Here is a 12,941-nt window from a genome sequence, read left to right as displayed (position 1 = left end):
GTCCAGCGCGGAACCGATGCGAGGACCGGACCCGCCGCGGTATCAGGAGTCGGCGCGGGCGTTGTAGACGAGCACCTCGCCGGAGTCGACGGAGGCGCGGTAGGCGCGGAACACGTCGAGGGCCTCGTCGCGGAGCACGCCGTCGACGACCTCGATCCCGCGGGCCTCGAACTGGGCGGCCCAGTCCTCGCGCATCGGCCCCTCGTCGAAGGTGCTGATCTCCTCGAGCTCGGGGCCGGAGCCCGCGACGACCAGGCGGCGCACCCCCGACCACATCGTCGCTCCGTAGCACTGCACGCACGGGCGCCAGTTGACGACCAGGTCGTGAGCGGGGAGGCCCTCGCCGCCGAGGTCCCAGGTGCCGAGCGCGGTCTGCGCGAGACCGAGCGCCGTCACCTCGGCGTGGCCGGACGAGACCCCGCTGCCGAGGACGACGTTCACTCCGACCGAGACGAGACGACCGGAGTCGCGCTCGACGACGATCGCCGCGAACGGGCCGCCGTTCCCCTCGCGGAAGTTGCGGTCGGCGAGCGCGTGCACGAGGGCCATCCGGTCCTCGAGGCTCGGGAGGACCTCGGGGACGTCGCGGAGGGCGTCACCGATCCAGGCGGGCAGGGCGATCTCGTAGCGGGTGGCGAGGCGGTCGATGTCCATGGGTCCTCCGGGAGACGGGGCGGGGCGGGGCGGCGGGCGGAGAGGGATGCGCGGCAGGCACGGCACAAATGACGCGCGGGCGGCGGCCGTCGCCCCTCAGCCTCGCAGTGCCGAGCGCCGGAGACGGAATCGGCCCGGCGCGTCGACGCGGATGTCAGGCGAGGAGGGCCTCGCCGAGCGCCGCGGCCTGCGCCGCCCAGAAGCGCTTCGCCACACCGGTCCGGCGGAACAGGGCGTCGAAGCCGTGGAAGGCGCCCTCAACGATCTCGAGCCCGCACGGCACTCCGGCCGCGCGCAGGCGCTCGGCGTAGCGGACGTCCTCGTCGTGGAAGAGGTCGAGGCCGCCGACGCCGATCCAGGCCGGCGGCAGGCCCGTGAGGTCGTCGCGGCGGGCGGGGGCGGCGTAGGCCGTGACGCCGGGGCCGCCGGGCTCGCCGGCGAGGTAGGCGGTCCAGCCGAAGCGGTTGCTGCCCGGGGTCCAGACGCGGACTCCGCGCGGAGGAGGACCGGGCCGGGTGACGGTGCGGTCGTCGAGCATCGGGTAGACGAGCAGCTGGAACGCGGGCTGCGCTCCTCCGCGGTCGTGGGCGAGGAGGGTCGCACCCGCGGCGATGCCGCCGCCCGCGCTCGCGCCTCCGACGGCGATGCGCGCCGGGTCGACGCCGCGCTCCTGCGCGTGCTCGACGAGCCAGTCGAACGCGGCCAGCACGTCCTCGACGGCAGCCGGGGCCGGATGCGCGGGCGCGAGGCGGTAGTCGACGGAGACGACCGTGATGCCCAGGGTGCGGGCGAAGTCGATGCAGGACGCCTCGTCCTGGAGGTGGCTGCCGAGCACCATGCCGCCGCCGTGCACCCAGAGGAGCGCGGGAGCGGTACCGCGGAGGATGCGCGGCCGGTAGCTGCGGGCCCGGACGGGAGCGGCTCCGGCGACGGGGATCTCGACGTCGTCGACCACGATGTCGGGCGGAGCCTCGCCTCCCTCGGCGGCGCGTCGCGTGGCGAGGCGCAGCAGTCGCGGGCCGAGGACGATCGGCGGGAGGAAGCGGCCGAGCGCGAGGTCGGGGTGGAAGAGGGGCGCCGTCGCGGCGGTGCGGGCTGACGCGGTCATGCGCGGGAGGCTACTCCTCGCGACCGTGCCGGCGCCCCTCGGCGGGACTACGGACGCACGAGGGTCTTGATCGCGCGGCGCTCGTCCATGGCGGCGTACGCCTCGGCGATCTCCTCGAGGGGCAGCTCGAGGTCGAAGACCAGACCGGGCTCGATCGCGCCGCTGAGCACGTCGGGCAGCAGCTCGGCCATGTAGCCGCGGACCGGCGCGACTCCGCCGTTGACGCCCACGTTCGAGCCGAACATCTGGCGGACGGGCAGCTCGGGGCCTCCGTTGGGGACGCCGACGTAGCCGACCATGCCGCCGGGGCGGGCGGAGTCGAGGGCCTGCTGCATCGACTCCTTGGTGCCGACGCACTCGAGCACGCAGTCGGCGCCGATCCCGCCGGTCAGCTCGCGGACGCGCGCGACGCCCTCGTCGCCGCGGGTCTCGACGATGTGGGTCGCCCCGAAGCGGCGGGCGAGGTTCTGCCGCGACTCGTGCCGCGACATCGCGATGATCGTGGTCGCGCCGAGGCGCTTGGCCGCCAGGACGGCGCAGAGGCCGACCGCGCCGTCGCCGACGACCGCGACGGTCGAGCCAGCGGTGACGCCGGCCGAGACCGCGGCGTGGTGGCCGGTCCCCATCACGTCGGCGAGGGTGAGCAGGCTGGGGATGAGCGCCGGGTCCGGATCGATGCCCACGCGGAAGAGCGTGCCGTCGGCGAGGGGCACGCGCACCTTCTCGCCCTGGGCGCCGTCCGCGAAGCCCTCCTCGCGGACCTCGGCGCCCCACCAGCCGCCGGTGAGGCACGAGGTGGAGACGCCGTTGGCGCAGTTCGCGCAGGTGCCGTCGCAGACGTAGAACGGGGCGATCACGAAGTCGCCGACCGCGACGTCGTGCACGTCGTCGCCGATCTCCTCGACGACGCCGACGAACTCGTGGCCGATGCGGTGCGCCTCCTTGGTGGGAGTGACGCCGCGGTAGGGCCAGAGGTCGGAGCCGCAGACGCAGGCCGCGGTGACGCGGACGATCGCGTCGCGCCCCGTCGAGAGCTGCGGGTCGGGGACCTCCTCGAGTCGGATGTCGCGCTCGCCGTGGATGAGTGTTGCTCGCATGGGTGCTCCTGGTCGGGAGGGGGGTGGGGTCGGCGTCCACGGTACGCCCGCGACCGGCCGCGGGTGCCGGAGAGGCGGGGGCTTGCACGAACGCGCGCCGACGCGGCACGGGTGGAGAGCCGGGGCACGGCCGGGGGCGGTCCGGCGCGGGGCGGGAGGCGTCGTGCCGGAACGGAGCAGCCCCGCAGCAGCCCTGCGCCGCGTCACGGCTGCGCCTCCGCCCAGCCGTCGCGCCCGATCACGACGTGCGCGAGGAACCGCAGGCCGCACGCCTCTGCCCCGTCGGCGACCGCCCGCGTCGCCGCACGGTCGGAGGGGAGCACCACGGCCTCGCCCGCGTGGCTGTGCGCCAGGCCGATGCCCGCCGCGCCGCGCGCCAGCACCTCGGCGAGCACGGCGGCGACGGGGATCTCGGCGTGCGCCGGGGCTCCGTCGGCCAGCGTCAGGACGTCGCGGACGGCTCCGGACTCGGCGAGCGCCACCGCCAGCACGGTCTCGACCGGCCGGGCGGCCAGCAGCGGAGCGACGAGCCCGGCCAGGCCGGCGGCGTCGGTCACGCGGGCGGCGCGCGAGGCGCGGTTCATCCTCCGCCGCAGCTCGAAGGAGGCGACCAGGCGGCAGGCGGCGACCTCGCCGACTCCGCGGTGCCGCATCAGATCGCCCACCCCGGCCCGGGCGACGGCGTCGATGCCGCCGAAGCGCGCGAGGAGGCGCTGCGCGACGACGGTCGCGTTGGCGCCGCGGACGCCGGCCCCGATGAGCACGGCGAGGGTCTCGGCGTCAGTGAGCGCTTCCGGTCCGTAGGCGCGGAGGCGCTCCCTCGGCCGCTCCTCGGGAGGGAGGTCGGCCATGCGGGGGCCGGGCGTTTCGAAGGACATGCCGCCGACGCTACGGAGCCCGCCGGACGCGCCGCCCGCGGATCCCGCCACTGTGGACGAGTACCGCCCGCGAGCGCCCTGTGGAGGGACCTCCCGTCACCGCCGGCGCGCTCCTTCCCGTCCCCCTAGACGTCGGCGTCGACCGCGACCACCGCGACCTCTGCGGACTCGCGACAGGGGTCGAGCACCCCGGTCAGTCCGACGCGGGCATCCCGGCCGTCACCGACAGGCTCTCGCCGTCCGGCGCCACGTCCACCAGCACCACGTCCCCGTCGCGCACCGTGCCGCCGAGCAGCGCCGTCGCCAGCTGGTCGTCGATCGCCCGCTGCATCAGCCGGCGCAGCGGCCGCGCGCCGTATTGCGGGTCGTAGCCGCGCTCGGCCAGCCACCCGCGGGCCGCGGGCGTCACCGCCAGGTCGAGCCGTCGCTCCGAGAGCCTCCTCGACAGCCGGTCGACGTACAGCGACACGATCTCGCCGAGCTCGGTGCGGTCGAGCGCGTCGAAGATCACGATGTCGTCGAGCCGGTTCACGAACTCGGGCTTGAAGGCCTGGCGCACCATCTGCTGGACCGCCTCCTCCTTCTGCGGCCGCGACAGCGCCGGGTCCACGAGGAACTGCGACCCCAGGTTGGAGGTGAGGATGAGGATCGTGTTGCGGAAGTCGACCGTCCGCCCCTGGCCGTCGGTGAGCCGGCCGTCGTCGAGCACCTGGAGCAGGACGTCGAACACCTCGGGGTGCGCCTTCTCGATCTCGTCGAGGAGCACCACCGAGTACGGGCGGCGGCGGACCGCCTCCGTGAGCTGGCCGCCCTGCTCGTAGCCGATGTAGCCGGGAGGGGCGCCGACCAGCCGCGAGACGGCGAACTTCTCGCCGTACTCCGACATGTCGATGCGGACCATCGCCTTCTCGTCGTCGAAGAGGTGGTCGGCGAGCGCCTTCGCCAGCTCGGTCTTGCCGACGCCGGTCGGCCCGAGGAAGAGGAAGGAGCCGGTCGGCCGGTCGGGGTCGGAGATGCCCGCGCGGGTGCGGCGCACCGCGTCCGCGACGGCCGACACCGCCTCGTCCTGGCCGATCAGTCGGCGGTGCAGCTCGGTCTCGAGGTGCAGCAGCTTCTCGGTCTCGCCCTGCAGGAGGCGCCCGACGGGGATCCCCGTCCAGGCGGCGATCACCGCGGCGATGTCGTCGGCCGTCACCTGCTCGTTGACCATGCGGCCCTCGGCCGGCTCCTCCTCCGCCTCGGCGGCCGCGAGCTCGCGCTCGATCACCGGGATGTCGCCGTAGAGCAGCTTCGACGCGCGCTCGAGCTTGCCCTCGCGCTGCGCCCGCTCGGCGGCGATCCGCAGGGCGTCGAGCCGGTTCTTGAGCTCGCCGACGCGGTTGAGGGAGGCGCGCTCGCGCTCCCAGCGCTCCTGCAGCTCCTCGAGCTGGGCGCCGCGGCGGGCCAGGTCCTCGCGCAGCTTCTCCAGCCGCGCCTTCGAGGCCTCGTCCTTCTCCTTCTTCAGCGCCAGCTCCTCGAGCCTCAGCCGGTCGACGGAGCGGCGCAGCTCGTCGATCTCGACGGGAGCGGAGTCGATCTCCATGCGCAGCCGCGACGCGGCCTCGTCGATCAGGTCGATCGCCTTGTCCGGCAGCTGGCGGGAGGTGATGTAGCGGTTCGAGAGCGACGCGGCGGCGACCAGGGCGGAATCGGCGATCGCCACCTTGTGGTGCGCCTCGTAGCGCTCCTTCAGCCCGCGGAGGATCGCCACGGTGTCCTCGACGGTCGGCTCGCCGACGAAGACCTGCTGGAAGCGGCGCTCGAGAGCGGCGTCCTTCTCGATGTACTGGCGGAACTCGTCGAGCGTCGTCGCGCCGATCATCCGCAGCTCGCCGCGCGCCAGCATGGGCTTGAGCATGTTCGCGGCCGCCACCGACCCCTCGCCGCCGCCCGCGCCCATCAGCGTGTGCAGCTCGTCGATGAAGGTGATGATCCGGCCGTCGGACTCCTCGATCTCCTGGAGCACGGCCTTCAGCCGCTCCTCGAACTCGCCGCGGTACTTCGCTCCGGCGATCAGGGCCGAGAGGTCGAGGCTGACGAGCTGCTTGCCCTTGAGGCTCTCGGCGACGTCGCCCGCGACGATCCGCTGGGCGAGCCCCTCGACGACGGCGGTCTTGCCGACGCCGGGCTCGCCGATGAGGACGGGGTTGTTCTTGGTGCGGCGCGTGAGCACCTGGCTGACGCGCCGGATCTCGGCGTCCCTCCCGATCACCGGGTCGAGCTTGCCGCTCGCCGCGATGGCGGTCAGGTTGACGCCGTACTGCTCGAGTGCGGACTTCTCGTCCTGCTGGGGCATCCGACCGGCCTGCATGATGGTGGTCTCCTCCGTGGCTCGAAAGTTGAGTTCGACGGACTCAACTTTACTCCCGCGACGGCTCCGGCGGTCAGGCCGTCAGAAGATCGCTGTCGCGGCCCTGGAGCGTCTCGAGCGCGTTCCGGAGGATCGAGCGCAGCCGGAACTCGTCGATCCCGGTCAGCGCCGAGATCTCGGCCTGCGAGAAGCCGCCGGCCGCAGCCAGCAGCAGGAGCTCGCGGTCCGGGCAGTCGAGGGCGAGCAGGCCGCTGCCGAGCGGACGCCGGGCGAGCTCGTGCGCGGTGCCGAGGGTCTCGCAGAGGACCTCGAGCACCCAGAGCACGGGCTCCGGCGAGCGGGCGCCCTCGCGGGAGCGGCGCCAGACGGCGGTGAAGACGTCGGTGCAGAGCCGGTCGCGGCCGGCCGGGTCGGCCTGGACCGTGCCGACGCACGCCGAGACGAGGCCGCCGAAGCGGTCGACGAGCTCTCCCAGAGCGGAGGCGTCCCCCGTGGCGGAGCGGGTCAGCAGACGGGCGGCGTCCTGCGTCAGCGGCGGACGCACCCGTCCACCGGTCGCGTCCTCGCCTCCAGCACTCACAGGCCTCAGCGTGTCACCGACTCCGGGACGGCGGGACCAGTTGCGCGGAAGGGGGGTGACATGTAAGGAGCGGATCCGCTATCCGACATCAGAGGCGCGGCCAGCGCGCGCGGGCGAAGCAGAAGAGCCCGTAGGCGATGAGCCCGACGGCGACGAAGCCGAGGAGGAGCACACCTGCCGGCAGCTCCACGAGCGACTTCAGCGCCTCGTCGAGCCCGCCCGCCTGCTCCGGATCATGGGTGACGGCGGCGACGATCAGCAGCACGCCGAGAGCGCCGAGGACCACGCCCTTGGCGACGTAGCCGGCGACGCCGAGCACGGTGACGACGGTGCCCGCCGTACCGCCCGGCTCCGCGACGTTCTCGAGGAACTTCCTGCTCGCTCCGCGGTACACGAAGACGCCGCCGACCGCGAGGACGGCCAGTCCCGCGATCACGAGCAGCACGACTCCGCCCGGCGCCGAGAGCACCTGCGCGCTCGCGCTCTCGGACGACTCGGACGAGCTCGACCCGCCGCCCGTCGCGAACTTCAGCGCCGTCACGCCGAGGGCGCCGTAGACGACGGCCTTGCCCGCCTCCTTCAGCCGGCTGCCCCAGGTCTTCAGGGCGCTCTCGCGCGGGCGGACGAGGAACGCCTCGAGCAGCCCCCAGAGCGCCAGGCCGAAGAGGCCGACCGTGCAGATCCAGAGGATCACCAGACCGCCGGGCTGCGCCGCGAGGGCGCCGAGAGCACCGCTCTGGTCGGCCTCGCCTCCGCCGCCGCGGGCCACGCCGAGCGCGATCACTCCGATCAGGAGGTGGACGAGGCCGTTCGCCGCGAAGCCGCCGCGGGCGAGGGTCCGCACCGCCCGCGAGTCCTGGATGTCGTCGGCGGTGCGCTGGGCGTCGGCGGTGCTCGGAGTGTTCACAGGGTGGACGCTACGCGTTTCCACACCCCCGCGCCCGGCGCTCCGCCGTTCGGAGGTGCTCCCGGAGCCGGTTCTCCACACCTTTCCACAGGGTTGTCCACAGCTGTGGAATCGCTGGAAGGACGAGCGGATCACACGTCGACGGCGCGGACGAGTCCGTCCTGCACGCCGCCCAGCCAGTCGTAGACGCTGCGGATCGCGGCCGCGCTCCCCTCCTCCGGGACGACGTCGTCGGTGTCGTCGATCCCCAGCCGCACGGCCAGAGCGAGCCGCATGTCGGTCAGTGCGCGGAGCCAGGCGATCGCCTGCGGCTCCTCGAGACGGACCGCGACCTCGCCCAGCCCCTCGAAGATCCGGCCGTGACTCGTGCCGTCGCCGGCGTCGAGGGCCGCCGTGACGGCGCGGGCGTCGTCCATCTTGCGGGCGGCGAGGTCCGGAGCGGTGAAGCGGCGGAACTCGTCGGCCGCCTCGGCGTCGTCGCGGTAGGCGTCGGGCAGGAGGCGCGCGAGCGCCGGATCGGAGCGGGCCTCCTCCGAGGACGCCCCGCGGTCGAGCAGCTCGAGCATCTCGCCGGCCAGGTGGCGGAGGATCCCGGCCTCCTCGCGGTCGAAGCGGGCGACGGCCGCTCCGGAGGAGTCGCGGCGGAACGCGCGCATCAGCCGAGTCCTCGGATGCCGCGAGCGGGGTGCTCTCCGGTCTCCGCGGCGGCCGGGAGCAGCGGGGCGCTCACGCGTCGGCCTTCTGCAGCGTCGCCCACAGGCCGTAGCCGTGCATCGCCTCCACGTGCCGCTCCATCTCCTCGCGGTTGCCGGTCGCGACGACCGCGCGCCCCTCGGTGTGCACCTGCAGCATCAGCCGCTCCGCCTCGGCCCGGCCGAAGCCGAAGTAGCTGCGGAAGACGTACGAGACGTACGACATCAGGTTGACCGGATCGTCCCAGACCAGCACGATCCACGGGACCTCGGCCGCCGAGCGGGTCGCCAGGCGCTCGTCCGCGCGCTCGATCGTGTCCGCCATCCCTCCAGCGTAGGCCGCAGCGCGGACGGACGCCCGGGCGCGCGGGCCGGAGCGTGCTGCCCGCAGCCCGCGAGTGCCCAGGAGTCGTCGCACTCGGCGCGAAGCCGCGAGGACGAGACCGCGAGAAGCCAGGAGTCGTCGCAGTCGAGCGCGAGTGCGACGACTCCTGGACGGTCGACGTAGAGTCGGCAGCAGCGGCGCCCGCCCTACGCCGACAGGCGCGGCAGGACCTCCCGGGCGAAGAAGTCGAGGTGGTCGAGGTCCTGCAGGTCCATGAACTGCAGGTAGACGCGCTCGCAGCCGGCCTCGCGGAGGGACTCGAGGCGGTCGACCGCCTCGTCGACGCCGCCGGCCACTCCGTGCTCGCGCAGCTCGGCGGGCTCGCGGCCGATCGCCGCGGCACGGCGCGTGAACTCCGCCTCGTCGCCTCCGCCGACCGCGATCAGCGCGACCGAGTGCACGAGCGACGAGGGCTCGCGCCCGATCGCCCGGCACGCCTCGTCGACGCGCTCGAAGGCCCCCGGGATCGCGTCGAACTCGGGGAAGGGCAGATTGAACTCGCTCGCGAACCGCGCCGCGAGCGCCGGGGTCCGCTTGGGGCCGCCGCCGCCGACGATGACCGGCAGCGGCAGGCGGGCGGGCTTGGGCAGGGCCGGGGAGTCGGTCAGCGTGTAGTGCTCGCCGGCGAAGGAGTAGCGCTCGCCGACCGGCGTCGACCACAGGCCGGTCACGATCTCGAGCTGCTCCTCGAGGAGGTCGAAGCGGCGCGGAGGGAAGGGGATGCCGTACGCGGCGTGCTCCTCCTCGAACCAGCCGGTGCCGAGGCCGAGCTCGGCACGGCCCCCGGACATCGCGTCGACCTGGGCGACCTGGATCGCGAGGATCCCCGGCGGCCGGTAGGTGACGGAGGAGACGAGGGTGCCGAGCGCGATCCGCTCGGTCTCGCGGGCGAGGCCGGCGAGTGTCGTCCACGCGTCGGACGGGCCCACGCCGGGGTCGCCGTCCCCCATCCGGAGGTAGTGGTCGGAGCGGAAGAAGCCGTCGTAGCCGAGGCTCTCGGCGGCCTGCGCGACGGCGAGGAGGTCCTCGTAGCTCGCGCCCTGCTGGGGTTCGGTGAACACTCTGAACTGCACGGGTCCAGCCTCCCGCACCGGGGCCGGGTCATGCCAGCCCGGCTCCCCCGGCCGGGGCCGCCGACGGGCCCCCGTGTACCGTGGACGGTTGCCGCCGACGAGAGGACCCCATGTCCGAGCACCCGTCCTCCCCGGACACCGCCCCCGCCACCGCGGGCACGACCGCCCCTCCGCACCGCCTCGCGCGGTGGGTCTTCTGGCCCGCCGCCGTCCTCACGCTGTCGATCGCGGCCTTCGCGATCCTCGCGCCCGACGCCGCGACCTCCGTGTTCTCGACGCTGCAGACCACCGTCGTCAACACGTTCAGCTGGTACTACGTGCTGATCGCCGCGGTCTTCGTGGCCTTCGCCATCTGGATGGGCGTGAGCCGCTTCGGCGACATCAAGCTCGGCGCCGACGACGACGAGCCCGAGTTCTCGATGCTCGCCTGGATCTCGCTCCTCTTCGCCGCCGGCATGGGCATCGGCCTCGTCTTCTACGGCGTCGCGGAGCCGCTCACCCACTTCGCCACTCCGCGCCCGGGCGTCACCGGCACCGAGACGCAGCTCGCGCAGAGCGCGATCTCGCAGACCTACCTGCACTGGGGCGTCCACGCCTGGTCCATCTACGTGGTGGTCGGCCTCGCCCTCGCGTACGCGATCCACCGCCGCAAGCGGCCGGTGTCGATCCGCTGGGCGCTGGAGCCGCTGCTGGGCCGCCGGGTCCGCGGCGGCTGGGGCAACGCGATCGACGTGGTCGCCCTGGTCGGCACCATGTTCGGAGTCGCGACCTCGCTCGGCCTGGGCGTCACCCAGATCTCGGCGGGCCTGGAGGCGAGCGGCATCGTGGAGTCGTCGCTCACCGTGCAGATCGTGGTCATCGCCGTCGTCACGGGCCTGACCGTCTTCTCGCTGATCTCGGGCGTGGGCAAGGGCATGAAGTGGCTCTCGACCGGCAACCTGCTGCTCGCCGCCGCGCTCCTCGTCTTCGTGCTCGTCGCCGGCCCGACCCAGTTCCTCCTCCGCGAGTTCGTGCAGTCGCTCGGCAACTACCTGCAGAACTTCATCGGCCTGACCTTCACGGTCAGCGCCTACGCCGGGCGCGAGGGCGAGCAGTGGCAGGCCTCGTGGACCACGTTCTACTGGGGCTGGTGGATGTCGTGGGCGCCGTTCGTCGGCATCTTCATCGCCCGCGTCTCGAAGGGCCGGACGGTCCGCGAGTTCGTCGGCGGCGTGCTGCTCGTGCCGACGATCATGACCTTCCTCTGGTTCAGCGTCCTCGGCGGCACGGCCATCTACCGCGAGCTCTACGGCGACGGCGGCCTCGTCGGCGCCGACGGCTCGGTCGACACCAACCTGGCGCTCTTCTCGATGCTGCAGGGACTGCCCGCGGGCTCGGTGCTGACGATCGGCGCGATCCTCCTGATCGGCGTCTTCTTCGTGACCTCCGCTGACTCCGGAGCGCTGGTGATGTCGATGATCGCGACCGGCGGCGAGCCGGAGCCGCGCAACCGCATCCGCGTGTTCTTCGCCGTCGCGACCGCGCTGCTCGCCCTGTCGCTCCTGGTCGCCGGCGGCCTCGACGCCCTGCAGACCGCGGCGATCCTCTCGGCCCTGCCGTTCAGCGTCGTGATGATCCTGATGTGCGTCGCGACGGTGATCGCCTTCCGCCGCGAGATCCGCGCGTACGACAAGGCCCGCCGCAAGGCGTTCGTCGGCGACATCGGCACGTTCTACGGCCTCGAGGTCGAGGATCCGGCGGAGCGCGAGCCCGCCCACCCGATCAAGCGCCTCGCGAACCGCCTGAAGCCGGGGTCGAAGGAGTAGTCGGCTCGGAGGAGCAGCCAGGTCGGACAAGGCCGGGCGCCGCTGGGGCGCCCGGCCGGCCGATCAGCTGGGCGACGGGATGAAGGGGTGCTCCGGCGGGTCCTGGTCGTCGCCGAGGCGGGCGTCGGCGCCCTGGTCGAGCGCCTCGTCGATCGACTCGGGGTCGTCGATCTCGGCCGGGTCCTCCGGCGGGACCGGCAGGGAGTCGCCGTCGGGGCGGGTGGTGTCGGTGACGTCCTCGGGGGCGTCGAAGCCGAAGCTGCTCATGGTTCCCTCTCCGCGGTGCGCCCCGGAGGCGGCGCCGCTGCGGGCAGCCTAGGTCGCGCCCCCGGAGGCGGTCACGGACTTGACGGGGCACCCGAGGGGCGCCGCGGGGTCGGCCTGCTCCGGAGGAGCCTCCGCCCCGGCAGCCGTCAGTGCACGTACTCGAGCAGGTCGGCTCCGAGGGTGCGCATGCCCTCCAGCACCGCGAGGCGGTAGTGCAGGGTCGTGTCGTCGAACTGGGTGGCGACCGCGTAGGCGACTCCGGCGCGCGGGCCGCGGAGGACGCCCGCCTCGGCGCGGACGCCGACGTCGGTGCCGGTCGCGTTGACGAGCAGGACGCCGTGGTCGGGGTGGCGGTGCGCGAGCGGGTCGAGCCCGAACGAGGCGGCGACCATCGAGAGGTCGGTGCCGAGCGAGAGCCAGCCGATCACCCGCGAGCTCACGGCGGCGTCGACGATCTCGCCGTTCGCGAGGGTGGCGAGCAGCCAGGTCAGCTCGCGGGCGGAGCCGATCGAGAGCTGCGGCGCGTCGTCCGGGCCGCGCTCGTCGCGCACGACGTCGAGCAGGGCGGTGCGGGAGAGGCCGAGCGCCTCCGCCCGCTCGCGCACGGCGTCGAGGCCGACGCGGCGCAGCAGGACGTTGGTCGCGAGGTTGTCGCTCGAGGCCCCGACGAGGGCGGCGAGGTCGGCGATCGGCATCGACGGCACCTGGAGGTGCTGCCAGAGCCCGGAGCCCGAGACCGCGTCCGCTGCAGTCCGGTCGACCAGGCGCAGGTTCTCCTGCGGCTCGTTCGCCAGCCGGGCGGCGACCTCGATCAGCAGCACGACAGTGCCGAGGGAGGCGGTGGGCATCGAGACGGAGTCGTCGACCGCGAACAGGGTGCGGCCGGTCGCCAGGTCGACGGCGCGCGCCGAGACGACGACCCCGTCGATCGCGAGACGGCCGAGGGCGTCGAAGCCGCGCTGGAAGTTCTCGCGGTCACCGCCGCCCTTGTGGCGCCCCCGGCGGTTGCGTCGGCTCTCACGGCGGGTCTCGCTGGTGGGGATCACCACGGGTACGGCCCCTCTACGGGTCGGGAGTGCGGTCGTGCGGAGGGGGGACCTGGGTCCTCACGCGCCGGCAGGACGCGCGATCGACGGACGACCCCG

The 12,941-nt window shown here is 73.8% G+C and carries 13 protein-coding genes; 1 reads left to right on the top strand and 12 read right to left on the bottom strand.

Going from position 1 to position 12,941, the window contains the following annotated elements; all coding sequences use genetic code 11:
* Positions 1-42 precede the first annotated feature (42 nt).
* From C5C57_RS04370 to C5C57_RS04325, 10 genes are all read right to left on the bottom strand, one after another.
* Complete coding sequence (locus C5C57_RS04370) at positions 43-654, bottom strand: nucleoside deaminase (RefSeq protein ID WP_181027247.1); 612 nt, start codon at positions 652-654, stop codon at positions 43-45.
* Positions 655-808: 154 nt separating this feature from the next.
* Complete coding sequence (locus C5C57_RS04365) at positions 809-1,762, bottom strand: alpha/beta hydrolase (protein WP_104222822.1); 954 nt, start codon at positions 1,760-1,762, stop codon at positions 809-811.
* Positions 1,763-1,809: 47 nt separating this feature from the next.
* Positions 1,810-2,859: a zinc-dependent alcohol dehydrogenase family protein gene (locus C5C57_RS04360; RefSeq protein WP_104222823.1), complete on the bottom strand. Its 1,050-nt coding sequence runs from the start codon at positions 2,857-2,859 to the stop codon at positions 1,810-1,812.
* A gap of 203 nt (positions 2,860-3,062) precedes the next feature.
* Positions 3,063-3,737: a RadC family protein gene (locus tag C5C57_RS04355; RefSeq protein ID WP_104327642.1), complete on the bottom strand. Its 675-nt coding sequence runs from the start codon at positions 3,735-3,737 to the stop codon at positions 3,063-3,065.
* A gap of 193 nt (positions 3,738-3,930) precedes the next feature.
* The gene (locus tag C5C57_RS04350) at positions 3,931-6,072 is read right to left on the bottom strand and encodes an ATP-dependent Clp protease ATP-binding subunit (protein WP_374953299.1); all 2,142 of its coding nucleotides are present in this window, start codon (positions 6,070-6,072) and stop codon (positions 3,931-3,933) included.
* Between the two features lie 88 nt (positions 6,073-6,160).
* Positions 6,161-6,667, bottom strand: a complete 507-nt coding sequence (locus tag C5C57_RS04345; protein WP_146082352.1) for an RNA polymerase sigma factor — start codon at positions 6,665-6,667, stop codon at positions 6,161-6,163.
* Between the two features lie 88 nt (positions 6,668-6,755).
* Entirely contained in the window at positions 6,756-7,574 is an 819-nt protein-coding gene (locus C5C57_RS04340) for a DUF1206 domain-containing protein (RefSeq protein ID WP_104225741.1), read from the bottom strand.
* Between the two features lie 131 nt (positions 7,575-7,705).
* Positions 7,706-8,230, bottom strand: a complete 525-nt coding sequence (locus C5C57_RS04335) for a DUF2017 domain-containing protein (protein WP_104225742.1) — start codon at positions 8,228-8,230, stop codon at positions 7,706-7,708.
* 70 nt (positions 8,231-8,300) lie between these two features.
* Positions 8,301-8,591 (bottom strand): ATP-dependent Clp protease adapter ClpS, encoded by a 291-nt coding sequence (clpS, locus tag C5C57_RS04330; protein ID WP_104222829.1) that lies wholly within the window; start codon positions 8,589-8,591, stop codon positions 8,301-8,303.
* Between the two features lie 206 nt (positions 8,592-8,797).
* Complete coding sequence (locus C5C57_RS04325) at positions 8,798-9,724, bottom strand: LLM class F420-dependent oxidoreductase (RefSeq protein WP_104234367.1); 927 nt, start codon at positions 9,722-9,724, stop codon at positions 8,798-8,800.
* A gap of 110 nt (positions 9,725-9,834) precedes the next feature.
* Between C5C57_RS04325 and C5C57_RS04320 the strand changes: the two genes are divergently transcribed.
* Complete coding sequence (locus tag C5C57_RS04320) at positions 9,835-11,529, top strand: BCCT family transporter (RefSeq protein ID WP_104258185.1); 1,695 nt, start codon at positions 9,835-9,837, stop codon at positions 11,527-11,529.
* A gap of 63 nt (positions 11,530-11,592) precedes the next feature.
* Here the strand turns inward: C5C57_RS04320 and C5C57_RS04315 are convergent, their stop codons facing one another.
* Both C5C57_RS04315 and C5C57_RS04310 read right to left on the bottom strand, forming a co-directional pair.
* Complete coding sequence (locus tag C5C57_RS04315) at positions 11,593-11,796, bottom strand: hypothetical protein (RefSeq protein WP_104222832.1); 204 nt, start codon at positions 11,794-11,796, stop codon at positions 11,593-11,595.
* Between the two features lie 146 nt (positions 11,797-11,942).
* Positions 11,943-12,845, bottom strand: coding sequence for a serine hydrolase (locus C5C57_RS04310; protein ID WP_104222833.1), 903 nt, complete (start codon positions 12,843-12,845; stop codon positions 11,943-11,945).
* Positions 12,846-12,941: the final 96 nt, after the last annotated feature.

The sequence above is a fragment of the Rathayibacter sp. AY1C5 genome, assembly GCF_002931705.1.
In the GTDB taxonomy this organism is placed as follows: Bacteria; Actinomycetota; Actinomycetes; order Actinomycetales; family Microbacteriaceae; genus Rathayibacter.
This window is presented reverse-complemented; position numbering and strand designations above follow the sequence as displayed.